This window comes from Streptomyces sp. NPDC041940, assembly GCF_055589465.1.
This window is the reverse complement of sequence record NZ_JBVJBP010000013.1, coordinates 37902-62385: the sequence shown is the minus strand read 5'-3', so window position 1 is coordinate 62385 and position 24484 is coordinate 37902. Positions and strand designations below refer to the sequence as shown.

17 protein-coding genes and 1 tRNA gene are annotated in these 24484 nt (G+C 71.4%); 7 read left to right on the top strand and 11 right to left on the bottom strand.

The features are described 5' to 3' along the window. Positions 1-119: 119 nt before the first annotated feature. The 3 genes from pfkB to ACZ6I3_RS22370 form a co-directional block, all read right to left on the bottom strand. Positions 120-1067, bottom strand: coding sequence for a 1-phosphofructokinase (pfkB, locus tag ACZ6I3_RS22380; RefSeq protein ID WP_469416767.1), 948 nt, complete (start codon positions 1065-1067; stop codon positions 120-122). Then, the gene (locus ACZ6I3_RS22375) at positions 1064-1825 is read right to left on the bottom strand and encodes a DeoR/GlpR family DNA-binding transcription regulator (protein ID WP_189726863.1); all 762 of its coding nucleotides are present in this window, start codon (positions 1823-1825) and stop codon (positions 1064-1066) included. Before ACZ6I3_RS22375 ends, pfkB begins: the two co-directional genes overlap by 4 nt. 163 nt (positions 1826-1988) lie before the next feature. Then, positions 1989-3494 (bottom strand): MFS transporter, encoded by a 1506-nt coding sequence (locus tag ACZ6I3_RS22370; protein WP_469416765.1) that lies wholly within the window; start codon positions 3492-3494, stop codon positions 1989-1991. A gap of 62 nt (positions 3495-3556) precedes the next feature. Here ACZ6I3_RS22370 and ACZ6I3_RS22365 point away from each other — a divergent pair, with 62 nt between their 5' ends. After that, on the top strand, positions 3557-4540 hold the full coding sequence (locus ACZ6I3_RS22365) for a helix-turn-helix transcriptional regulator (RefSeq protein WP_469416763.1): 984 nt from the start codon (positions 3557-3559) through the stop codon (positions 4538-4540). Between the two features lie 158 nt (positions 4541-4698). On the opposite strand, the gene ACZ6I3_RS22360 is transcribed toward ACZ6I3_RS22365, so the two are convergent. Beyond that, positions 4699-5379 carry a TetR/AcrR family transcriptional regulator gene (locus ACZ6I3_RS22360; protein WP_469416762.1) on the bottom strand — a complete coding sequence of 227 codons (681 nt, stop codon included), beginning with the start codon at positions 5377-5379 and terminating at the stop codon, positions 4699-4701. 399 nt (positions 5380-5778) lie between these two features. Then, positions 5779-6786 (bottom strand): sigma-70 family RNA polymerase sigma factor, encoded by a 1008-nt coding sequence (locus ACZ6I3_RS22355; RefSeq protein WP_469416760.1) that lies wholly within the window; start codon positions 6784-6786, stop codon positions 5779-5781. 193 nt (positions 6787-6979) lie between these two features. Here ACZ6I3_RS22355 and ACZ6I3_RS22350 point away from each other — a divergent pair, with 193 nt between their 5' ends. Next, positions 6980-7519, top strand: a complete 540-nt coding sequence (locus ACZ6I3_RS22350) for a GNAT family N-acetyltransferase (RefSeq protein ID WP_469416758.1) — start codon at positions 6980-6982, stop codon at positions 7517-7519. 2 nt (positions 7520-7521) lie between these two features. On the opposite strand, the gene ACZ6I3_RS22345 is transcribed toward ACZ6I3_RS22350, so the two are convergent. Continuing rightward, positions 7522-8307, bottom strand: coding sequence for a dioxygenase family protein (locus ACZ6I3_RS22345; protein ID WP_469416756.1), 786 nt, complete (start codon positions 8305-8307; stop codon positions 7522-7524). Positions 8308-8395: 88 nt separating this feature from the next. On the opposite strand from ACZ6I3_RS22345, the gene ACZ6I3_RS22340 reads away from it, so the two are divergent. Then, a complete protein-coding gene (locus tag ACZ6I3_RS22340) occupies positions 8396-8929 on the top strand; it encodes a MarR family winged helix-turn-helix transcriptional regulator (protein ID WP_469416754.1) in 534 nt (177 codons plus the stop codon). An 89-nt stretch (positions 8930-9018) separates the two neighbouring features. On the opposite strand, the gene ACZ6I3_RS22335 is transcribed toward ACZ6I3_RS22340, so the two are convergent. Beyond that, positions 9019-10560, bottom strand: a complete 1542-nt coding sequence (locus ACZ6I3_RS22335) for an MFS transporter (RefSeq protein WP_469416752.1) — start codon at positions 10558-10560, stop codon at positions 9019-9021. Between the two features lie 148 nt (positions 10561-10708). Continuing rightward, positions 10709-11353, bottom strand: a complete 645-nt coding sequence (locus ACZ6I3_RS22330) for a TetR/AcrR family transcriptional regulator (protein WP_469416750.1) — start codon at positions 11351-11353, stop codon at positions 10709-10711. Positions 11354-11969: 616 nt separating this feature from the next. Here ACZ6I3_RS22330 and ACZ6I3_RS22325 point away from each other — a divergent pair. The 3 genes from ACZ6I3_RS22325 (at position 11970) to ACZ6I3_RS22315 (ending at position 15234) form a co-directional block, all read left to right on the top strand. Continuing rightward, positions 11970-13223: a M6 family metalloprotease domain-containing protein gene (locus ACZ6I3_RS22325; RefSeq protein WP_469417012.1), complete on the top strand. Its 1254-nt coding sequence runs from the start codon at positions 11970-11972 to the stop codon at positions 13221-13223. Positions 13224-13295: 72 nt separating this feature from the next. Further along, positions 13296-15071: an IclR family transcriptional regulator domain-containing protein gene (locus ACZ6I3_RS22320; RefSeq protein ID WP_469416748.1), complete on the top strand. Its 1776-nt coding sequence runs from the start codon at positions 13296-13298 to the stop codon at positions 15069-15071. 90 nt (positions 15072-15161) lie between these two features. Then, positions 15162-15234, top strand: a tRNA-Arg gene (locus tag ACZ6I3_RS22315). Positions 15235-15481: 247 nt separating this feature from the next. Here ACZ6I3_RS22315 and ACZ6I3_RS22310 read toward each other — a convergent pair. The 3 genes from ACZ6I3_RS22310 to ACZ6I3_RS22300 all read right to left on the bottom strand — a co-directional run bounded on the left by ACZ6I3_RS22310 (position 15482) and on the right by ACZ6I3_RS22300 (position 21815). Beyond that, a complete protein-coding gene (locus ACZ6I3_RS22310; RefSeq protein ID WP_469416746.1) occupies positions 15482-18880 on the bottom strand; it encodes an AAA family ATPase in 3399 nt (1132 codons plus the stop codon). A 101-nt stretch (positions 18881-18981) separates the two neighbouring features. Then, complete coding sequence (locus tag ACZ6I3_RS22305; RefSeq protein ID WP_469416745.1) at positions 18982-19350, bottom strand: hypothetical protein; 369 nt, start codon at positions 19348-19350, stop codon at positions 18982-18984. Continuing rightward, positions 19350-21815 (bottom strand): AAA family ATPase, encoded by a 2466-nt coding sequence (locus ACZ6I3_RS22300; RefSeq protein ID WP_469416743.1) that lies wholly within the window; start codon positions 21813-21815, stop codon positions 19350-19352. Before ACZ6I3_RS22300 ends, ACZ6I3_RS22305 begins: the two co-directional genes overlap by 1 nt. Before the next feature lie 344 nt (positions 21816-22159). On the opposite strand from ACZ6I3_RS22300, the gene ACZ6I3_RS22295 reads away from it, so the two are divergent. Next, complete coding sequence (locus ACZ6I3_RS22295; protein WP_469416741.1) at positions 22160-24397, top strand: N-6 DNA methylase; 2238 nt, start codon at positions 22160-22162, stop codon at positions 24395-24397. Positions 24398-24484: the final 87 nt, after the last annotated feature.

Here is a 24484-nt window from a genome sequence, read left to right as displayed (position 1 = left end):
GTGCGTGGGGTGGGCGGGGGAAGGGACGGGGGTGCTGCTGTGGGGGGTGACGAGGGTGGCGGCGGGGAGTAACGGGGAGGCCCGCCGCTCAGGGTCCGGTTCGTGCGGCTCGAGGTACGTCATGACACCGGCTCCTTCAGCGCACGGTCCACCGGGACCTCCGCCGTGACCGTCACCGCCGCCGGGTCCAGGTCGCCCGGCGTCGGCATGACGCTGCCGGGCAGCTGGACGGCCGCCGCGCCGTGGGCGACCGCGGAGGCGAGGGCGTCCGGGCCGCTGCCGCCGGCGATCAGGAAACCGGCGAGGGAGGAGTCACCGGCGCCGACGTTGCTGCGCACCGCGGACACCCGGGCGCTGCCGAACCAGGCGCCCTCGTCGGACACCAGCAGCTGCCCGTCCGCGCCGAGGCTCGCGAGGACGGCCCGGGCGCCCATCGCGCGCAGTTCCTCGGCCGCCTTCACGGCGTCGCCCACGGTGGCGAGGGGACGGCCGACGGCTCCGGCGAGTTCCTCGGCGTTCGGCTTGACCACATCGGGCCGTTCGCGCAGCGCCTCCAGCAGCGCGGGCCCGGAGGTGTCCAGGGCGATCCGGGCACCGGCGGCGTGCGTGCGGGCGACCAGCTCGGCGTACCAGGAGGGGGCGAGGCCGCGCGGGAGGCTGCCGCAGCAGGCGATCCAGGCGGCGTCGCCGGACTGCTGCCGTACGGTCTCCAGGAGCAGTTCCCGCTCGGCCTCGGACAGTTCCGGACCCGGTGCGTTGATCTTCGTCAGGACGCCGTCGGCCTCGGCGAGGGCGATGTTGGAGCGGGTGGCCCCGGCGACCGGGACCGGCGCGACCTCGATGCCCTGCTTGTCGAGCAGGTCGGCGACGAGCGCGCCCGGGGCGCCGCCGAGCGGCAGGACCGCGACGGTGCGCTGTCCGGCCGCGGCGACCGCGCGCGAGACGTTCACGCCCTTGCCGCCCGGGTCCATCCGCTCGCCGGTGGCGCGGATGACCTCGCCGCGGTCGAGGGACGGCACCTCATAGGTGCGGTCCAGTGACGGGTTGGGGGTGACGGTGAGGATCATGCGCGCACTACTTCCGTGCCGCCGCGCTCGATGGCGACGGCGTCTTCGGGGCTCAGCCCGCTGTCGGTGATCAGCAGGTCCACATCGCTCAGGTCGCCGAAGCGGGCGAAGTGCTCCTGGCCGTGCTTGGAGGAGTCGGCGATCAGGACCACCCGGCGGGCGGCGGCCACGGCCGCGCGCTTCACGGCGGCCTCGGCGAGGTCGGGGGTGGTCAGACCGTGTTCGGCGGAGAAGCCGTTGGCGGCCACGAACAGCACGTCGGCGCGGATCTCGCCGTACGCCCTGAGCGCCCAGGCGTCCACGGCGGCGCGCGTACGGTGCCGGACACGCCCTCCGATGAGGTGGAGCTGGATGCCGGGGTGGTCGGCGAGGCGGGCCGCGATGGGCAGGCTGTGCGTGACGACGGTGAGGGAGGCCTCCAGCGGGAGGGCGGCGGCCATCTTCGCCACCGTCGTCCCGGCGTCGAGGATCATGGTGCCCTCGCTCGGCAGTTCCGCGAGGGCCGCCTTGGCGATGCGGTCCTTCTCGTCGGCCGCCGCGGTCTCGCGCTCGGCGAGGTCCGGCTCGAAGTCGAGACGCCCGACCGGGATGGCCCCGCCGTGCACCCGGCGGACCAGGCCGGCCCGGTCGAGGGCCGTCAGATCCCGGCGGATCGTCTCCGCCGTCACCTGGAACTCCTCGGCCAGCGACACGACATCCACTCGGCCGCCGTCACGGGCGAGCCGGAGGATCTCCTGCTGCCGCTCCGGTGCGTACATGTCCGTTTCGCCTCCACCTCATGCCCGAACGTGTGGTTTCAGCGGGAGGCTACGCCGAGATTTCCAGGAAGTAAACAGGTTCGGGCTCATTCGGGCATGATCGGAAACAGAAACGGGTCCGGCACCCTGTGAGGTGCCGGACCCGCTCCTGCTTTCCGCTGCGTCAGACCAGCGCCGGTTCCTTCCCCTCCGCCGGCTGCGCCTCGCCCTCCACGTGCTGCGCCGGCCGCTTCGGCAGGGCGAACATCAGCAGGAAGATGACGCCCATCACGGCGGCCACCCAGCCGAGCGCGTTCTGGAAGGCGTCGGCGAAGGCCGGGCCCACCTGATTCCGGCTCAGGTGGTCGCTGATCGAGCCGAAGAACACGACCGACACCAGCCCGAGCCCGAGCGCGTTGCCCATCTGCTGCACGGTGTTGATGAGGCCGGAGGCCGAGCCGGAGTGCTCGCGCGGCACCTCGGAGAGGATCGCGTCGGTCAGCGGCGCGACGATCAGGCCCATGCCGACGCCCATCACGACCAGCGGGAGGGCCATCTGCCAGGGGGTGATGGCCACGCCGTAGTGCCCGGACTCCCAGATGTAGAGCAGCACCCCGGCCCCCATCACCAGCGCGCCCGCCTGGAGCACCTTGCGCCCGAAGCGCGGGACCAGCAGCTGCACGGACATCCCGGCGGCCGCCGACACGGCGATCGAGAACGGCACCCCGGTCAGGCCCGCCTTCAACGGGCTCCAGCCCAGCCCGAACTGCATGTACAGCGTCCACACCAGGAAGAAGATGCCGAGCGCGACTCCGAAGACGGTCTGTACGGCGATCCCGGCCGCGAAGCTCTTGACCCGGAACAGCGACAGCTCGACCAGCGGGGAGCCGTCCCGCGCGCTCTTGCGCCTCTCGTACGCCACCAGCGCCGCGAGGACGACGAGCGAGCCGGCCATCGAGACGTACCCCCACAGCGGCCAGCCCAGCTCGCGGCCGCGGATGAGCGGGTAGAGCAGCATCAGCAGACCCAGCGTCACGAGCGCGACACCCACCAGGTCCAGCTTGAGAGCCTTCGGCGCCTTGGACTCGGTGATGAACCGGCTGCCGAGGATCAGGCCCGCGACACCCACGGGCAGGTTGATCAGGAAGATCGAGCGCCACTCCCACCCGAACAGGTTCCACTCCGTCAGCAGCGCGCCCAGCAGCGGACCGGACACGGCCCCGAGCCCGACGACCGCGCCGAACAGCCCGAACACCTTGCCCCGTTCGTGCGCCGGGAAGGTCGCGTGCACGATCGACAGCACCTGCGGCACCATCAGCGCCGCCATACCGCCCTGGAGGAACCGCGAGGCCACCAGCATCTCCGGGTTCACCGCGAGGCCGCACAGCGCGGAGGCGACGGTGAAGCCTCCTATGCCGACGAGGAAGATCCGCTTGCGGCCGTGGATGTCGCCGAGCCGTCCGCCGGTGATCAGCCCGGCGGCGAAGGCCAGGGCGTATCCGGCGGTGATCCACTGGATCTCGCTGAAGGACGCGCCCGACTCCCGCTGGATCGACGGGATGGCGACGTTGACGATCGTGACGTCGACGAGGTCCATGAAGGCGGCGGTCATCACAATGGCGAGGGCGAACCAGCGGCGGCGGTCGTTGCCGCCTCCTGTGGTGCCAGGGGTGGTGTCGGTGGAGGTCATGCTTCGAAACTAGGGGGTCATTAGGTCAGATCATGACCTAATGGTGCGGCATCCTCGTCGGTATGACGACGGACACACCGGCCCGGCTGCTCACGCTCCTCTCCCTCCTCCAGACGCCCCGCGAATGGCCCGGCGGCGAGCTGGCCGGCCGGCTCGGGGTCTCCCGCCGCACGGTCCGGCGGGACATCGACCGGCTGCGCGAACTGGGCTATCCCGTGCAGGCGACCAAGGGTGCCGACGGCGGCTACCGGCTGGTCGCCGGCAAGGCCATGCCGCCGCTCGTGCTCGACGACGAGGAGGCCGTGGCCATCGCGGTCGGGCTGCGCGCCGGGGCGGGGCACGCGGTGGCGGGCCTGGACGAGGCGTCGGTGCGGGCGCTGGCCAAGCTGGAGCAGGTGCTGCCCGGCCGGCTGCGCCACCGCGTGACCACTCTCCAGGCCGCGACCATGCCGCTGACCAGCGGGGACGGGCCCAGCATCGCACCCGAGACACTGACCGTGATGGCCTCCACGGTGGCCGGGCATGAGCGGCTGCGGTTCGCCTACCGCGCGGCGGACGGCACCGGGTCGCGCCGCCTGACGGAGCCCTACCGGCTGGTCTCGACGGGCCGCCGCTGGTACCTGGTCGCCTACGACATCGACCGCGACGACTGGCGGACGTTCCGCGTCGACCGGGTGAGCGAACCGTTCGCCACGGGGGCCCGCTTCGTACCGCGCGAGCTGCCGACGGGGAGCGCGGCCGAGTTCCTGCGGCAGTCGATGCAACGGCAGCAGCAGACCTACGACTTCGAGGTCACCTTCGCCGCACCGGCCGACTTCGTCGCCGCCCGCCTGCCGAAGTGGCTGGGCACGCCTGAGGTGTTGGACGACAACAGCTGCCGGCTCCGGGGATCCGCGGGAGACCAGGTGCAGTGGGTGGCGTTCCGGCTGGCGATGCTGGAGTGCGACTTCACGGTCCGGGAGCCCGTGGAACTCGTACAGGCCGTGAGGCAGTTGGGGGCACGGTTGAGCAAGGCGGCCGGGGACAGGGACGCGGGCGGCGCATGAGCCTGGCGCTCAGGCACGGGTCGGCCGGGCCGCGTCAGGTTGGGGCGCGGGTCGGGCCCTCGGCGCATCCGCTCAGGTGCGGTTCGGCCCCCGCCGCATCACGCTCTGGTGCGGATTGCCCCGCCGGTTCCACTCACGCGCGCTTCGGTCCCGCCCCGTCACGCTTCCCCTGGGAAGTCCCGCAACTCCCACGGAAAGTCCCGCAACGCCGCCAGATTCCGCGACGCGAGTTCCGCCGGTCCCCCCGGGCCCTCCGCCGGTGCGTCCCCTTCCGCCCAGGTCTCCAGGGCGGCGCGCACCGCGGCACTGGCGACGGCGGCGGCGAAGCGCAGCCCGGGTCCGGCGGCAACGTTGTCGTGATCCTTCCCGGCACCCGCCGCCCGTTCCGCCAGCACCTCCCCCAGCATCCGTTCCGAGGTCTGGCACACCTCCGCCCAGACCCGGCGCAGGGACGGGTTGGCCTCGGCGAGGCGCAGGAGTGTGCGGACCCACTCCCAGGAGGACGCCGAGACACCGACGCCCGGGGTGAGGGTGTGGCGGACGCCCTGTTCCAGGGCCTGGAGCACGCTCGCGTCGGCCGGAGCGGCCCGCACCGCCGCCACCCAGCGCTGGGCACCGGCCGCGTAGAGCGGGGCGACGGCCTCCTCCTTGGTGGCGAAGTACCGGTAGAAGGTGCGCGGGGCGATACCGGCGGCCTGGGCGATGTCCTCCGCGCGGGTGGCGCGCAGGCCGTGCCGGACGAAGAGGCCCGCCGCCGCCCGGGCGATCTCCATCCGCGTCTCGGCCTTCCGCCGTTCGGTCAGCGAGGCCTGAGGCGGGGTCGGGGTGGTGCTGCTCACGCCCGGCAGGGTATGCCCATGTGACACAATCTGCCATCTGGCGGGCCACCCCGTGGTTCAGGTACGGGGTGCCCCGCCCTCCAAGCCGCCCCGCCCTCCAAGCACCGCGGCCGAAGGCTCGGCACGCGGCACCGGCAGGAAAAGAGCCGGACCCCGGCGCCCGGGGGGAGGGGCGCCGGGGTCCGGCCTTGGGAGAGTCCCGGCGCCGGGGGGAGTGCGACGGGACTTGGTCTGTGGGGGCCGCGGGGGGTGTGGGCCCCGGGCCCGAACTGGTGGACCCGGAAGTCTTGTTCCCCGAGTCCTTCGGGTTAAGCGGCGATACAACGCCATGTTTGCGCGGTCTTCCGCCACCCGGCGTACGCGGTGTCACGCATCACGCAGCCGGGTGCGAAGCGGACGTCACGCCGCCGCGTCGAAACCGGTGCTGCGCGCCAGCTTCTTCAGCTCCAGCAGCGCGTGCTTCTCGATCTGCCGGATGCGCTCGCGGGTCAGTCCGTGTTCCTTGCCGACCTCGGTCAGGGTGCGCTCCCGGCCGTCCTCTATGCCGTAGCGCATCTTGATGATGGAGGCCGTGCGCTGGTCGAGGCGGCCGATGAGGTCGTCGAGCTCCTCACTGCGCAGCAGCGTGAGCACCGACTGCTCGGGCGACACCGCCGAGGTGTCCTCCAGGAGGTCGCCGAACTGGGTCTCGCCCTCGTCGTCCACCGACATGTTCAGCGAGACCGGGTCACGGGCCCAGTCGAGCACGTCGGTGACGCGCTCCGGCGTCGAGGCCAGCTCGGCTGCGATCTCCGCGGGCTCCGGGTCCCGGCCGTGCTCGCGGTTGAACTCGCGCTGCACACGGCGGATCCGGCCGAGCTCCTCCACGAGGTGGACGGGCAGGCGGATCGTACGGGACTGGTCGGCTATCGAACGGGTGATGGCCTGGCGGATCCACCACGTCGCGTACGTGGAGAACTTGAAGCCCTTGCGGTAGTCGAACTTCTCGACCGCGCGCACCAGGCCGGCGTTGCCCTCCTGGATCAGGTCCAGCAGCGGCAGACCGCTGCGGGGGTAGCGGCGGGCGACGGCGACGACCAGGCGGAGGTTGGAGCGGATGAAGATGTCCTTGGCCCGCTCCGCGTCGGCTATCAGGGCCTCGAGTTCGTCACGGGTGGGGTCGGCCTTGGTGTCCTCGAACCCGTCGAGGACCTGCCGCGCGAACACACCCGCCTCGATGACCTGCGACAGCTCGACCTCCTTGGCGGCGTCGAGCAGTGGCGTGCGCGCTATTTCGTCGAGGTACATGCCGACCAGGTCGCGGTCGGCGATCTCGCCGCCATGGGCGCGAACGGCGCGAACACTGCTTGCCGCGTCGGCCGTCTCGCCGGTGGCGGACTTACGACGGGCGACGGCACGGGTTGCCATGCGTGCTCCCTTGCGATGGTGAGGTCAGCGGGCGGTCCTTCGGACGCTGGACTCCGTCTCCGGGACTCTCCGGACTCTCCTCGGGTGCCCTGCATCCGATGGAAACAACGACTGGAATCAGGACAGAATTCCCAACCCGCCCCACGATTTTCCTGATCATGCAGTACCCTGTCCGGCCACCTGGGGAGGCACGATGCCGTCAGAACGTACAGAGGTGCAGGTCAGGCCGGGAGTCGAGGCCGACCTCGAAGCTCTCACAGCCCTCTACAACCACTATGTACGTGAGACGGCGATCACATTCGATACCGCTGTCTTCACTCCGGAAGAGCGCCGCCCTTGGCTGCTCTCCCACCCAGTAGACGGCCCGCATCGCCTGATGGTTGCCACGGGCACCAACTCACAGGAGATTCTGGGTTACGCCACATCAAGCCCTTTCCGGCAGAAGCCCGCTTATGCCACCTCGGTGGAGACGACCGTGTACGTCGCCCCGCACGCGGGCCGTCGCGGCGTCGGCACCCTCCTGTACGAGGCCCTCTTCGAGGCCCTGTCCGGCGAGGACCTGCACCGCGCCTACGCCGGCATCAGCCAGCCGAACGAGGCGTCCGGCCGGCTGCACGAGCGCTGCGGGTTCCAGTACGTCGGAACGTACCGGGAGGCCGGCCGCAAGTTCGGCCGCTACTGGGACGTGGCCTGGTACGAGAAGCCGCTGCGGCCACGGGACCCTCGAGGCTGATTTCAGCCGAACTGCACCGACCGCTTGGCCAGCCCCATCCAGAACCCGTCGATCACCGACTTCTGCACATCCAGCTCACCGGCCGCGTCGGCGGCACCCATGGTCACGAACAGCGGGGCGAAGTGCTCGGTGCGCGGATGGGCCAGCTGCCCGGCCGGAGACGTGCGCGTGAAGTCCAGCAGCGCGTCCACATCCCGTGCCTCCAGCGCCCGCCGGCCCCAGTCGTCGAACTCCGCCGACCAGCCGGGGATGCCGCCCTGCCGGAGCGCGGCCAGGTTGTGGGTGAAGAAGCCGGAGCCGACGATCAGCACGCCCTCGTCCCGCAGCGGGGCGAGCCTGCGGCCGATCTCCATGAGCCTGACCGGGTCGAGCGTCGGCATGGAGACCTGGAGGACGGGGATGTCGGCCTCCGGGTACATCTCGACCAGCGGGACGTACGCGCCGTGGTCGAGGCCACGGTCGGGGATGTCCTGGACGGGCGTACCGGGGGCGCGCAGCAGCTTCCGTACCGACTCGGCGAGCTCCGGTGCGCCGGGAGCCTCGTACCTCACCCGGTAGTAGTGCTCGGGGAAACCCCAGAAGTCGTAGACGAGGGGGACGGTCTCGGTGGCGCCGAGGGCGAGCGGGGCCTCCTCCCAGTGGGCGGAGACCATCAGGATCGCCTTGGGGCGCGGCAGTCCGGCGGACCAGGCGGCCAGTTCACCGGGCCAGACCGGGTCGTCGGCCAGCGGCGGGGCGCCGTGGCTGAGGTACAGAGCGGGCATGCGCTCCTGGGTGGCGGCGGACATGCTGCGACTCCCTCCAGAATGGTTCCCTGACAAAACTGTACGGGCCATTTGTTTAATCTTCAAGGAGGGGCCACGTAAAGTGGAAGGCATGAAGGCACCCGCATCCGCACCGACACCGGGCTCCGGCCAGGAGCCCCAGGAACCGCGCTGGCTCACCGACGAGGAGCAGCGCGTCTGGCGCTCGTTCATGGAGGGCGTCACCCTCCTCGACGACCATCTCGACCGTCAGCTCCAGCGCGACGCGGGCATGCCGCACGTCTACTACGGCCTTCTGGTCAAGCTCGCCGAGGCACCCCGGCGGCAACTGCGGATGACCGAGCTCGCCATGCTGGCGAAGATCACCCGCTCCCGGCTCTCGCACGCCATCGCGCGTCTGGAGAAGAACGGCTGGGTACGCCGCGAGGACTGCCCCGACGACAAGCGGGGCCAGTTCGCCGTGCTCACGGACCAGGGCTACGAGGTGCTGGGGCAGACCGCCCCGGGCCATGTGGAGGCCGTACGGCAGGCGGTCTTCGACCGGCTCTCCCCGGAACAGCAGAAGTCCCTCGGCGAGATCATGAGGATCGTCGCCGAGGGACTTCAGCCGACCGAAGCCGGTGCGGACCTGCCCTGGCTCCGCTGAGCCGGGGCAGGTCCTGGAATCCACAGGTACGAGGCGTCCCCTTCCTCGTGCCTGTGGATGGCCCGAAGGGGTTCTGTCGCGAGCCCTCGTCAGTGGGCGACGACCGGGATCTGCACCTCGTCGTCCGCGCCGGAGTCCGAGCCGGTCACCGTGGTGCTGTCCGGCCGGCCGGCGTTGACGAAGGTCAGGGCGATCGCGGCGGCCACGACGAGGATGCCGACGGCGAACCAGATGGCGCTGGTGTAGCCCTTCACCATGCCCTCCAGCTGGACCAGCTGCTGCTGGGACCGGCTGGTCGCCCCCACGATGTGGTCGGCGATGTACGAGGTCGTCGCCGAGGCGGCGATGGTGTTCAGCAGGGCGGTACCGATGGCGCCGCCCACCTGCTGCGAGGTGTTGACCATCGCGGAGGCGACACCGGAGTCCCGGGGCTCGACGCCCTGGGTGGCCAGGGACATGGCCGGCATGAACGCCGTACCCATGCCGAGGCCGAGCAGCAGCATCGCCGGCAGCAGCAGGGCCGCGTACGAGGAGCCGATCTCCAGCTGGGTCAGCAGCAGCATGCCGAGCGCGGCGACCAGGAAGCCGGGGCCCATCAGCAGGCGCGGCGCGACCCGGGTCATCAGACGGGTGCCGATCTGGGTCGAGCCCGTGATCATGCCCACGATCATCGGCAGGAAGGCGAAACCGGTCTTGACCGGCGAGTACCCCTTCACGATCTGCAGGTAGTACGTCAGGAAGAGGAACAGGCCGAACATCGCGATGATCGCGAGTCCGAGGGAGAGGTAGACACCGCCGCGGTTGCGCTCGGTGACCACGCGCAGCGGCAGCAGCGGGGCCTTGACCTTGGACTCGACGAACACGAAGGCCAGCAGCAGGACGGCGGAGGCGACGAACATGGCGACGGTCACGGTGTCGCTCCAGCCGTCGGACTCGGCGCGGGTGAAGCCGTAGACCAGGGCGACCAGGCCGAAGGTGGACAGCAACACGCCGGGGATGTCGAGCGGCGAGCGGTTGCGGCCGCCCTCCGGCTCACGGATGACGAAGTACGCACCGGCAGCGGCGACGATGGCGAACGGGATGTTCACGAAGAACGTCCAGCGCCAGTCCAGGTACTCGGTGAGGAAGCCGCCCAGGATCAGACCGACGGCACCGCCACCACCGGCGATCGCGCCGTAGATGCCGAACGCCTTGGCGCGCTCCTTGGCGTCGGTGAACATCACGGCGAGCAGGGAGAGCGCGGCGGGCGCGAGCAGGGCACCGAAGACGCCCTGGAGTGCGCGGGCGCCGAACATCATCGCCTCGTTGGTGGCCGCGCCGCCGAGCGCGGAGGCCGCGGCGAAGCCGCCGAGCCCGAGGACGAACGCCCTCTTGCGGCCCCACAGGTCGGCTATCCGGCCGCCGAACAGGAGCAGACCGCCGAAGGCGAGGGCGTAGGCCGTGACGACCCACTGCCGGTTGCCGTCGGAAATGCCCAGGTCCTGCTGGGCGGAGGGCAGGGCGATGTTCACGATGGTGGCGTCCAGGACGACCATCAGCTGGGCGAGCGCGATGAAGACGAGCGCTTTCCAGCGGCCGGCGTCCGGTTCTCTGGCCGGTGTGCCGAGTGCCTTTGAGGCTGTTTCAGACATGGGGGTACCCACTTCGGGACTTCGTGACGGAAAGAGATGTCGAGAGCTGACGGCTCATCTACGGGGACGGCCGCAGGGACTGTCGTCTTGGTTGCAGACGGATGGGACGCGTTGGATACAGACGGACGGGACGCGCTGAACTAATCGGTCAGGGCTGGCGCAGATCCTCCAGGGTCACGGCCGTGCCCGGCAGAACGGAGCGAGCCGGTGCCCGCAGCCCGTCCAGGAACAGCTGAAGATGGCGGTGGACGAAGGGGTCGGCACGGAAGCAGTCCGTCCCGGCCGGGGGCCGGCTGAGCTGGGCCACGGCGATCATGACGTCGCCGACGCCCACGTCGGAGCGGAGCTGCCCGGCCTCCCTGGCACGGTCCATGACCTCGGCGACCTGGCTCTCGACCCGTTCGCGCGCGGCTTCCAGATCCGGGTGGTGCTTGTCGAACGTGCTGGAGACCATCGGGCACAGCGCGCTGATCCGCTCGTCGGCGGCGGCGTGCACGAAGCGCTCCAGCGCCTCGAACGCGTCGCCGGTCTCGGCGAGCGCGAGCTCGGCCGCGGCGGCCGTACGGTCCATGACGGAGCAGACGACCTCGCGCACCAGCGCGTCGCGGTCCGGGAAGTTGCGGTACACCGTGGCGTTGCCGACGCCGGCCCTTCGGGCGATCTCGTCGAGCGGCACCTCGGGGCCGTCCTCGACGAACATCTCCCGGGCGGCGGTGACGATCCGCTCCCGGTTGCGCAGGGCGTCGGCGCGAGGCCGGGGCGCCTTGCGCTGTTCGGGGGTGGCGGTCTGCACGGCGTACTCCTGGATGGGTGTGGTGTGCGGTGCTTCGCGATCCGGGGAGTGGGTCCCCGTTTCGCTCTGACACATGGCTAAACGGGGACTGGGTCCCCGGTATTTCCCGTAGCCGGGGTTTTTCTTTGTGACCTGGATCACAGGTGCCCTGGGGGGCGCAGGGCGCTACTGACGGGAAACCCACGATCGGTCTCCTCCAACGCGCGCCCCCATCCGCAGCAACGCAGGGTGAGCGAAAGGGTGCAGCCGGAGACCGGCGGCTGCCGTGGCGCGGGAGGTCCCCTGCATGCAGCCGCAGCCTCAGCGACCCCGGCCGGGCGCGGCGGGGTCGCTCGGCCCAGGCCGTACGCAGCGTTCCGGGTCGGGCAGGGAGGGGTCGGCCGACTCGGGCCGTACGCAGCGTTCCGGGTCGGGCAGGGCGGGATCGCCCGGCCCGGGCCGTACGCAGCAATCCGGATCGGGCCGGGCGGGATCGCCCGACCCGGGCCGTACGCAGCAATCCGGGTCAGGCAGTGCGGGATCCGCCGGCTCGGGCCGTACGGGGTCGCCCGGCTCGGGCCGTACGCAGCCTCCCCACAGCCGGATACCCCGGCCGCCCCGCAACCGTCTGGCCGCCCTGGCCTGCGTGACCGCCCTGACCTTCTCGGTCAGCACCTCGGCCGGCACGGGCCACCTCACCCCCGGCGCCACGGCGGCTGGAGCCGGCCCGATCTCCCTGTCCCGCACCTCCTCGCACGCCCCCTGCCTGATCCGCGGCGCCCGCGAGGTCCAGATGTCCGAGGGCATCCCCACCTCCGAGGGCTACTCCCGCTCCACCGGCACCGTCCGCGCCCTCACCCTGATGATCGACTTCTCCGACGCCCCCGGCGACGGCGACGCCCTGGACCGCTTCCGGGAGTTCTTCCCGCAGACCCGCGAGTGGTTCCGCACCAGTTCCTACGGCCGCCTCGACTACCGCCCCGAGACCCCGGTCCCGGGGTGGCTGCGGATGCCGAAGTCCTTCCGCGAGTACGGCATAGAGCGCGGCGCCCCCTTCGACCCCGGCTACCGCACCCTGGTCCAGGATCTCGTGGCCGCGGCCGACCCCAAGGTGGACTTCCGCGCGTACGACCTCGTCAACGTGCTGGTCACCCCGAACGCCGGCCCGTCCGCCCTGGACACGGTCCTGTCCGTCACCTTCGCCGGCAACCCCGAGGCCCCGACCGCCGACGGCACCCCCGTGGCGAACGCCTCGTTCGTCTACTCCCGCCAGGACGACGGTTCCGGCTCCTACGACCGCAACGGCTACCGCGTACTCCCCCACGAGAACGGCCACGTCTTCGGCCTGCCCGATCTGTACACCGCCGAGGGCGGGGGCGCGGTCGGCCACTGGGACATCATGAGCGAGGACTGGGGCGCCAACAACGACTTCCTCGGCTGGCACAAGTGGAAGCTGGGCTGGCTCGACGCGGCGCAGGTCCACTGCGTGGCGACCCCCGGCACCTCGGAGTACACCCTGACCCCGCTGGCCAACGCCGGCGGCTCCAAGCTGGTCGTCCTCCCCCTGGACGGCAAAACCGGCTACGCCGTGGAACTGCGCACCCGCGCGGGCAACGACGAGACCGTGTGCCGCCCGGGCGTCCTGATCTACAAGGTCGACGCGGAGGTGGACACGGGCATGGGCCCCGTCACGGTCTACGACTCCCGCCGCGACAGCGGCGGCTGCACCCGCGCGCCGAACGTCCACGCGGAACTGTCGGACGCGCCGCTCACGCCCGGGGAGACGTTCCGGGATGCGCGCAAGGGAGTGGAGATCGAGGTGGCGGGGATCGATCTGGAGGGTGGAGGCGGAGGTGAGGGCGGATACCGGGTGCGGGTCACGAGGGGCTAGCGACGCCAGGAGGACCCCGTCCCGGACTCCGGATTACCGTAGGCCTGCCGCGACCGCCGTACCGGAGAGCCGATGCCAGCGAAGCCCATGAACGACGACCCCGAGGGGTCCGCCTCCTCGGCCGACGAGAACGGGGCGGCGGTGAACGACGGCGGGACGCCGGGCGACGCGGGGCACGGGGAGGCGGCAGAGGCCGACGGCGGCACGGCGGCAGAAGCCGACGGCAGCACGGCGGCAGAAGCCGGCGGCAGGAGGTCGACCACACCGGACGAGGCGGTCACGCCGCTGATACGCGGCATCGCGGTGCTGCGGGAACTGACCGAGGCGGACGGCACGCTGAGCCTGAGCGGCCTCGAACGGGCCACCCGCCTCGCCCGCTCCACGGTCGACCGCATCACCGCCACGCTCGCCCGCATGGGCTACGTCCGTCTGGACGGCCGGGACGTACACCTCTCCCCCCGCCTGATGGAACTGGGCAACGCCTACCTCGCCGCCCTGCGCCTCCCCTCCCTCCTCGCCTCCCGGGCGGACGCCCTGGCCGACGAACTGGACGAGTCGGTCTCCCTGGCGGTCGCCGACCGCGACGGCATCCGCTTCATCCACCAGGCGACCCGCCGCCGCGCGATGTCCCTGAGCTTCCGCATCGGCGACCTGCTCCCCGCCGAACGCACCGCCCCCGGCCCTCTGTTCGCGACGGAGTGGACGGCCACCGACTGGCAACGCTGGCGCGAACGCCGGGCGGCTGACCCGAGGGACCTCTCCTTCACGGCCGTACCACCGCGCAAGTACGGAACGGACGCGAGAGACGACGAGAGGTTCGTGGGCCGCACGCGGGAGGCGGCCGCGAACGGCTGGGCCTTGGACGACCAGCTGATCGAATCGGGCTTGGTAGCGGTCTCGGTACCGGTCCGCTCCCCTCACACGACCGCTGCCCACCGCCCACCGGCCTGCGTGGCGAGCGTGGTCAGCCACACGAGCCGCCACACGGCACACAGCCTGCGCACCACGCTGCTGCCGAGACTGCGGGCGGCGGTGGAGCAGATGGAGCAGGAACTGCACCACACCCCGCCCCCGCCACCCGGCACACCACCGTCGAACCTCGCACTCTGGACAGGCGCGTCGAAGCAACAGCTCGGCCGCGACTTCATCGAATCCCTGGCACGGGGCCTGACGGTCCTCACGGCCTTCGGCGCGGACCGGCCGGAGCTGACGCTCACGGAGGTGGCCCAGGCAACGGGCCTGGCCCGGGCGACGGCCCGCCGAGCGCTGATCACCTACGAACACCTGGACCTGGTGACACCGACAGGCGACCGCACCTTCGCCCTGACCCCCCGGGTCCTCTCCCTGGGCTTCCCACCCCTCTCCCGCACGACCCTCCCCGACATCGCCCACCCGCACCTCTCCGACCTGACGTCCCGCATCCACGAGTCGACGTCACTGGCGGTGCTCTCCGACTCGGGCGAGGAGATCCAGTTCACGGCGAGGGTGGCGACGGGCCGCGTCATGAGCGTGAACATCACCCTGGGCACCCGCCTGCCGGCGCACGCGACGGCTCTGGGCCGAGTCCTCCTGTCGGACAGGCCCACCACGGACGCCCTGACCACGATCCGCTCCCAGGGCTACGCCCTGGTGGACGAGGAACTGGAAGAGGGCCTCCGCTCCATCGCGGTCCCCATCCGCGACCGCTCCGGAAGAGTCGTGTCCGCCCTGAACACAGCGATGCACGCCAGCCGTCACACCCTCCGGGAATGCGTGACGGACCTCCTCCCCGAACTGACGACCACAGCCACCCGCATCGAGTCCGACCTCCACACCGCCGCCCGCTACACCCACGTCCCCCTGACCTGACCCCCACACCCACCCGACCCGCATCCGGTACGCTGACGCCAGTGGTCCTCCCAGACCACAGGCACGCCGCTGCTTGCGTCCGATGCCACTGCCTTCGTAGCTCAGGGGATAGAGCACCGCTCTCCTAAAGCGGGTGTCGCAGGTTCGAATCCTGCCGGGGGCACATCGCGCTACCGCTCTGACCTGGGGTTTCTGCCCCAGGGAGGGCTCCTGCTCGGCCTCGGAATCCTTGTCCGGGGCCGTTTGCGTGAGCGGACGGAGAGTTGATCCCCAAACCTCTCCAGCGGATAGGCATCATCCGGCACGGGCTCCGGCCCCGTCTTCTCCGGGCCATCGGGCTCTGGCTCCGCTTCAGGCACCCAAGGAACGCACGAGCGCGCACGGAAGAATCGCGCTTCTGTCGAAAGTGGTTACGCCTCTCCGGAACCCAGGGCGGTTTCCGCGTCGTGGCCGCCCCAACTGTCGGGAGTGCGCCACAGGACCTGAACCCCGAAGACACCGAACACGGTGTCAGCCGACCAGTCCTCTGCGGGCGGTTCTGAGAGCACCAGGTAGAGGCGGTCGGCAGGAGCGGGCAGAGTGTGGTTGATCTCCAGGAGGCGGGTGGCTCCCGAGCGGAGGTCGGCGTAGGTGGAGTGGCCGGCACCGAGGATCTCGTAGAGGAAGTGGCCGTCTTCCGCGGTGCGGCTGACATCGATGACCGGGGAGTCGGTCGGCTGCAGGTCCGCCCAGAGCAGAGCCGCCTTGAGAGCATGGCGCACCGCCTCGTGCTTCTTGCATGTGCGGTCGGCGGCCGCCGTGGTCTCCAGCGTGTGCAGAAGTCCCTTGGCGGGCGTGGCAGGCGCTGGCGTGGTGGGCATGCCTTCGGAGGTCACGGGCTCTACTTCCTTCTGCTCTGACGGCTGTTCGGCGGAGGCGGGCGCACTCTCGGTTTCCGGTTCGCCCGGGGTGGCCCGGCGGTGCTGAAGCGCCTCTCGGGCCGCGTTCAGGGCCTGGGCCCAGTCGGCCCGTGCCAGGTCCGCCTGGAGTCGGTTCAGGTGCAGGTTGTTGTCCTTGAGCATGCGGTTGGTGTGCGCTGCCAGGTCGCGCAGGAGGCTGAGGCGGTGCTTGTCCGGGGATCCGAGCACACGACGCACCTCCACCCAGTCCGCCTGGTCACGGCGGAGGACGCGGTTGGCCATGCCCTTGAGCTCGGACAGGCGATCACGGGCGTTCTCCGGAATGGTTCCGTCACCGTTGATCAGGTCGTCAAACACGCTGAGCGCCGCCACATACCGATCCGCCATGGTGGGGGAGATGGGCTGGCGGCCACGCTGGTCCGCGGTGAGCAGGCAGTGGTTCGTCTCGTGAGCGAACACCCAGCAGTCCAGTACCGCGCCGGGACGCGGGGACACCGAGCCGTGGCGGACGGTCAGGGCCATAGGGACGTCGATCGCGGGAGACAGGGCCTTGACCCTGTACCGGCCGCCGGGTGCCCGGCCGGTCACGCGGACTCGGACGTCCGTACCGATGTCGGGGACGTCAGCGTCCGCCATGCCTGGTTCGCCTTCGGCAGGTGCTGGTTCGGTACTGCTGCCGTCGGTGTTCGTGAGGGCCTCCGGGAGCGGGGACGTGTGCAGGACGGTCAAGCTCTGGGTGCTGCGGGTGAGCGCGACGTACAGCTGGCGCAGTCCGGCTGGGCCCCGGTCGGCGATGGTGGCAGGTTCGACGACGAGGACGTGGTCGTACTCCATGCCCTTGGCCTGGGCGGCAGCCAGCACGGACACCGCCTCGCGTCCCTGCTCGGTGATGCCCTCGGCCAGGTCCAGCTGGCGGCTGATCTCGTCGAGCCAGCCGGAGTCGTCGGGGACGATGACAGCCACGGAGCGCAGGGTGTGTCCGTCACTGGTGCCGATGAGGCGGGTGGCTTGGGCCACGGTGTCGTCGAGGAGTTTCCACGGCTCGGTCGCGATCGTCCGTACGGCGTCCTCACCCGCCGCGCGCACGGCCTGCGGGAAAGGCAGTGTGGGGGCGACGGTACGGGCCAGCGGGGCGACGAACTCCATGATTTCGGCGGGCACGCGGTAGCTGGTGTTCAGCTCGGCCACGCGCCAGTCGCCGTGGTCGGACAGGAGGGTGCCGAGGCGGTCCCAGTCGGTGTGGGTGTGGGGGCCGGTGGCCTGGGCGAGGTCGCCGAGGATGGTCATGGAGCCCTGCGCCGCTGAGCGCCTGCGCAGAGAGCGGGCCTGCATGGGTGTCAGGTCCTGTGCCTCGTCGACGACGATGTGCCCGTACCGGTGCGGGGTCTCCCCGGTGATGAGATACCGCAGTTCTTCGAGGCAGACCCGGTCCTCGAGCGTCCAGGGATCGGCGTCGGCCGTGTCGGCCCGAGGACGGCGCAGAGCGGCCTGCTCTGAGGCGTCGAGAATGCCCTCGGCGCAGGTGCGCAGGAGGTCTTTGGAGTCGTAGAGAGTGCGGAGGGCTTCCCTGGCGCCGGGCGAAGGCCAGACACGTTCGATGAGGCGCTCGACCTGACGGTTGCGTTCCAGGTCGCGGCGGATCGTGTCGTCGCGGCTGCGGCGAGGGGTGACGGCGACGAGTTCGCGCAGCAGGCGGTCGACGAGCAGCCCGCGGAAGCGTTCGCGGCGCTCACGGTAGGAGCCATCACCTTGGCGCACGTCTTCGAGGAGCGAAAGCATTTCGGAGCGCGGGACGCGCAGGGTCGTGCTGCCGACGGTGACGGTGAGCTCAGGCTTGGCCCCCTCGTAAGAGGCAGTGGTGGTGAACTCGTCGACGGCCTCGGGACGGCACTCGATCTCGACGCGCTGCCGCAGGACGGCCGCCATACGTTCATCGGACTTCACCATCCGCGCCGTGGGGATGTCGGTGCCGAGGATCTCGCCGTCCCACAGGCGCGTCACCTGCACGGCGTTGACGTTCCGGGTGCCGAGCGTGGGCAGCACCTGGCTCACGTACTCCAGGAACCGCTGATGGGGGCCGACGACGAGGACGTCCTGGGCTTTGAAGTGCTCGTTGTTGACGAGCCAGGTCACGCGGTGCAGGCCGACCGCCGACTTGCCGGTACCCGGGCCGCCCTGGATTACGAGGATGTCGGAGGGCGAGCCGGCGACCAGGGCCATCTGATCGCGGCGGATGGTCTCGACGATGTCCCGCATGCTGCCGCTGCGCGAGCGCTGGAGTTCGCGCAGGAGGAAGTCGTCGGGCTGCCGGGGCTTCTGGCGCTGGACGCGGGCGATGTCGGCGGGTGTGGGGACGGGCGGGCTCGGTGCTCCTTCCTTCTGCGTGACGGTGGCCGGCTCCGCGGACCGGGCCTCCCGCTGGACGTCGTCTGCCGCCGGCCGTGGCTGCGGGACGGGGGCGGTGGCAGTGATCTCGTCGAAGTAGTCCTCGACGACACGCTGTACACAGCGCAGTCGCCGCCGCAGGAGCACCTCGCCCGGCGCATCGGGCAGCGCCTCGAACCACTTCTTGGCCTGCTGGCTGGTCCACAGGACGACGACGGTGTCGCGGGTACGGACGTCGGAAACGGCACGTCGGCCGACGTACCAGGTCTTGGGCTCCTTGCCGGGCTCGTCCTCGTCCGGTGCGTCGACGCGGCTGATGACCAGCGACTCGTTGCCGAGTCCGTCGTATGCCGCGGCCCGCTCCTCGGCCACGATCCGGTTGGCGACGCTGTCCTTGCCGCTGGCGGAGGCCATGGCGACCGAGCCACCGGTCATTTCGGCCAGCCGCGCGGCATAGCAGTCGTAGGCGCGGTCCACCGCCTGCTGCTCGACGGCGATGATCTCGTCGCGCGTGGTGGTGCCCATGTACATGTCCCCTCCCCCTTGCAGCACCCCGGAGGACGCTGCGACGGGCATACGCCCGGCCCCGCCGAAATAACTATCAGAGACCTGCTGGTAACAAGCAGTCAGATGGTCAACGTCCCGACCAGCTCGCCGACCTCCGTCCGCCAGGCGCGAACCTGGTCGCGCGTGGGGCCGATCTCGTACTGGTGGTAGTGGCATCCCAGGCAGAGGTGCGACCAGACGGCGAGGGTGCGGCGAGCGGTCTCCGCCGCGGTGTAGCAGTGGAGGCACAGCATCTTGGCCCGCATCGTGGTGCCGGCGAGCCCTGGCACCGCGGCGTCGAGCACGCGGTCGACAGAGAGCTCCAGGGCGGTCCGCAGAGCGAGGGAGGCTCCGCGGTGCCGGCCGACGGCCGTGGCGCGCGTACAGGCGGCAAGCAGCTGATCCGCCGTCAGCAGGAGCTCCTCGGCCGAGGTAGTGGGAGTGCTCATCACGCGGTCACCCCCGGCTTGCGCACCTTCTGGGCCATGATCTCGATGTCGTCCACGAAGCGGTGAGGGTCGGTGATCTGCGCCCCCGTGGCGTGGGCGCCGTTCTGGCACTCCTTGAGGAGTGCCACCGCACGTGGTCCGCAAAGGGTGCGCAGTTCCCGGTAGACGTCGCCGGTCCGACCGGCGTCGCCGAACAGGGCCAGTGCCGCGACCTTCATGAGCTTGTCGGCGCTGCCGACGGCGGCCTGCAGCTCCTCCTCGGGCGCGCCGGAGCGGTGGTGCCGGATCCAGGCGGCCTCGAGGAAGGCGTTCTCCAGGGCGATACGGCACAGGCTGGGCAGCACGTGTGTCCGTGCCGCCGACGGCAGGTCACCGGTACTGGCGAGGGCCCGCGCGTCGTCGAGTGCCTGCCGAACCGGGTCTGCCACCGGCTTCACCTTCACCTTGGACGACTCGGCCCGCTCGACCTCGAACACCGTCACGGGCAGACCCTGGCTGGTGAACGCCCGCTGGAGCCGGGTGTCATGGGTGAACACGACGACCTGCCGGTGCTCGCCGAGCTCGTGCAGGACCTGGGCGAGTCCGTTGACCTTGGCGGGGTCCATGGACTGCACGGGGTCGTCGATGACGATGAAGCCGAACGGGCTGTCGGCGGTGGCGGCCCGGGGCAGGAACAGGGACAGCGCGAGGGAGTGCTGCTCGCCCTGACTCATGACGCTGAGAGCCGAGGCCTCCTGGCCGTCGACGGTGACATCCATGACGAGCTTGCGGACAGTGGCCTTCTCGCTGCCCTTCAGGCTCACGGCCTTGAGATCGATGTTGCTCTCCTGGCGGAGCCGCTCCCAGATGCGCTGCGACTGGTCGGCGAAGCCTTCCATCCGCTGTTCCCGCAACTCGGCGGCCAGCGCCTTGATCCAGGTGCTCGCCTTCCTGATGTCCCGCAGCCGGGGCTTGTTCGCCTGCACGGCACGGGCCCTTTCCGCCCAGCCCGCCAGGCGGGTGACGAGCCCGCGCCAGCGTTCGTCCCGCTTCTCCAGTTCCCTGACGGCGTTCTCCTTGACCGCGGCGCAGGCATCGGCCAGGGTCGCGGCGGCCTCGTGGGCGCGCTGGGCGAGCTCGCCGGGATCACTGATCGTCCGGCAGGCGGTCCAGGCGCGCCACGGGTCGGCCAGGGCGGCGGGGATCTGTCGGGGCGTGTGGACGAGGTCCTGCACGGCCCGCGCGGCCGACCGGAGTTCGCTGCGCGCGCCCGCTGCCGCCTCCGCCTCCTGCCGCAGTGCGGCGATCTGGGCGATGGCGTCCGCGGCCCATGCCGCATCCAGCATCCCGTCGGTCCCGCACACGGGGCAGGCGGCCGTGTCGGGGTGACGATCGTGGTGCGCCACAGCCCGTTCGAGGAGTTCCGCACACCGCAGGGCGTCCTCGGTGCCGGTGCCGCGCAGGTCCTCGACATCGGCGAGGGCATTGCGCAGGCGGTCCAGGGCCGCGTGGACCTGCGCCGTCTCGGGGCCGTGCACCTCTGCCTCGGCGCGCAGCCGGGCCAGCAGGCCGTCGTCCCCGTCGGCGGGCAGACCGGCGACGAGGGCTTCAACCGTCTCGAAGTCGGGCGTTCCCGCCGTGTCGACGGCGACGAGTGCCTGCACCGCGCGCTCGTCGTCCTCCAACTCGTACAGCGCCTCCTTGAGGCCCGGCAGCTCCGCCTTCGCCGCCTTGTCCGCGTCTTCGAGCGCCTTGGCGTCCTGGCGGAGCCGTCCGTCGGCGGCGTTGAGCTGCCCCAGGCCGAGGATGGTGGCGATGGCGTCGTACATCTCGGAGGGCTTGCCACTGATCATGCGGTCGAGGTCGACGTACGACAGGAAGGGCCGGAAGTCCCGCAGGGCCTGCTTCCAGTCCACCGGGTCGAGGGGGGCGCGGCCGTGTCCGGGTCGCCTGAGCTCGGCCTGGGAGGCGTCGAAGTCGTTGCCCTCCCAGGTGCGGGTGAGGGTGCTGCGGCCGGTGTCGCCCTCGACGGCGAGCTTGACCTCGATCTCCGGCCTGCCGTCGGTGTCGTGGAGGTTGCGCCAGTTGCTGCTGCGTATCGCGTGCTGGCCCTGCCAGCGCATGTTCACGCCGGTGAAGGCTGTCTCGATGGCCTCGGCGATGCTGGACTTGCCGGAGCCGTTGCGCCCCACGACCAGGTTCACGCCGGGTCTGGGGCTGAGCTTGAGCCAGGCACGCGGTCCGATGCCACGGAACCGGGCGACGGCGACGGAGTCGAGGTAGATCCGGCCGGCAGGGGAGGTCCCCCAGTGCTCGCCGTCGCCCAAGGCCTCCTTCAGGAGCACCTTCACGGGCTCGGTGAGCGCCTCCTCAGCCAGGCGGGCCTCCACCAGAGCGGCCACGGGCGCGGGCTGGTCGGACGGGGCCGGACAGGCGGGGTCGGTGGGGTGGTGTGCGTTCTGCGGGGGCTGTTCCGTCACGGTCATGCGGGTTCCTCCCGTGTGTGCGGTGGCTGGCGACTGCGGTGCGGAATGGGCGCGGAGTGGACGGCCCCGAGGTATGGCGTTGCGACGAAAAGGGACCGGGAGAGATGGGATGCGTGGCGCGGTACGGCGCCAGGACGCTTCACGGCGCGATTGCGGAGTGAGGGCGCACGCTTCTATCGGTAAGCGTGACCAGATAAACATATGCGTGAAAGCACTGTCAAACAAATCTACGGACTTGACTGCTGTTGTAACGTGTTAACCACCCCTACCCGACAGGCCCGAGAGGTGCGGAACCCCACGCCATGCCCCAGCAGCCCCCAGCCCCATTGGCACCCTCCGCGCAAGTGACGGCCGCCGAGATCTCCCGCATCGCAGGGGTCACGCGGGCCACGGTCAGCAACTGGCGCCGCCGCCACGACGACTTCCCTGCCCCCAGTGCAGGCACGGAAGCAAGCCCGCTCTACGACCTGTCGGCCGTCCAGGCATGGCTGCGGGGACGCGGTCACACCTCCGCCGCCTCGCCGACCGAGGAGCTGCGGACGGCACTACGGCTGCTGGGGCCCGGCTCGGGGGTGGCCGCGCGGCTCTTCCCGCTGGTGGCTGCCGCGTCCCGCCGCACGCCGGAGGAACTGGCCGACCTCGCCGCCCTGCCCGACGGCCAACTGATCGCCCGGGCGGACAAGACCGCGGAAGAGCTACCGGCCGCCGTGCCGGAAGCCGAGCCGGTCCGCTACGGCCCTGACGACGCGGGCGCGGTCCGCTCGCTGCTGGGTTGCGTCCGTGAGGCGGGGGCCCAGGCCGCCCTCGACGTCCTCGCCGAACGCGAACTGGACGAGGGCGCCGCCAGCGGCGTCTACCAGACGCCGGAGGGCCTGGCCCGGCTCATGGCACGGCTCCTGCCCGCCGTCGCGCCCCGCGTCCTCGACCCCGCATGCGGCAGCGGAACGCTCCTCGCCGCCGCCGCACGGCAGGGCGCGCGGGAACTCTTCGGGCAGGACTCGCTCCCCGTCCAGGGCCAACGCACCGCGGTCCGGCTGCTGATCGCCGCACCCGAGGCCGAGACGGCGATCCGCGTCGGCGACAGCCTGCGCGCCGACGCCTTCCCCGACATCACCGTGGACGCTGTCCTGTGCAACCCGCCGTTCGCCGACCGTGACTGGGGTCACGACGAGCTGGCCTACGACCCGAGGTGGGCGTACGGACTCCCGCCCCGCTTCGAATCCGAACTGGCCTGGGTGCAACACGCTCTCGCGCACCTGGAGCCCAGCGGCCACGCGGTCATGCTGCTGCCTCCCGCGCTCGCCTTCCGCGCCTCTGGCCGCCGCGTCCGCGCGGAACTCATCCGCGGCGGGGCCCTGCGCGCCGTCGTCTCCCTCCCGGCGCGTGCCGCGTATCCCCTCCACATCGGCCTGCAGATCTGGGTGCTCCAGCGTCCCGAGCCGGGCGGCACGGACCGTGCGACGGTGCTGTTCGTCGACGGGGAGGGCGAGCAGCGGGACGGCGCCACGGGCACGCCACCCGCCACCGGTACGGCGACCGCGGGTGCCGGCACCCGCGGCGGCTCGCACTCCCGCCGGTCCGGCCCTTCCGCTTCCGCCGCCTCCTCCGCCACCACCTCTTCGGCCTCCACCGCCACCTTCGACTGGGAGGGGCTGTCGGAGCGGGTCCTCAGCCAGTGGGCCGCGTTCAGCACCTCCCCCGACACGTACACCGACGAGCCCGGCGTCGCCCGCGCGGTGCCGCTCGTCGACCTCCTCGACGACGTCGTCGACGTCTCCCCTGCCCGCCATGTCCGGGCGACCGCGGCCGACATCGACCCGGCGGCCCTGGTCCGGCGCGTCCACGACCTGCACGAGCAACTGGCCCAACAGGTCGCCGCCCTGGCATCCGCGTCCGCGTACGGCGGCTGGCAGCCGTCCGGAGCCTCGGCCCGCGAGTGGCGTACGGCGACCGTCTCCGACCTGGCGCGCGGCGGTGCCCTGACCGTGCTGCGGGCGGCGCCCCCCGGCACCCGCGGCTCCAAGGGCTCCGCCGCCCCCGCCGTCGACCGGCCGGTCCTCACCGCCCAGGACGTCTCCACCGGCAACCCCCCGTCCGGCGGGGCCGTCGACCTCCACGCCGACGCCGCGCAGCCCGTCGCCGGGGACGTCCTCGTCCGCGCCGTCGCGAGCGGCAGCAGCCAGGCCGCGATGACCCGGGTCGCGGACGACCAAGACGCCGGAGCGCTGCTCGGTCAGCACATCCACCTGCTGCGCCCCGACCCGGCCCGCCTCGACCCGTGGTTCCTCGCCGGGTTCCTCGGCGCCGACGACAACATCGCCTCCGCGTCCACCGGCTCCACCCTCGTGCACGTCACACCAGGCCGCCTGCGCGTACCGCTGCTGCCCCTGAAGGAACAGCGGCGCTACGGGGAGGCGTTCCGCCGTGTGCACGAGCTGCGCGCGGCCGTCCGCCGAACCGCCGACCTCGCCGCCGATACCGCGGCCACCCTCACCACCGGCCTCACCGCCGGCGTACTCCTGCCACCGGACACCCCGGGCAGCCCGGATACGTCGGGCACCCCGGACAGCCGTTCTGTCTGAAACGCCCCACGCGTCCCACCGCGTACGACCACACTGGATCCCTGCCGTCCCCCGCTCGGACGGCGCTCTTCGGAAGGAAGCCGGGAC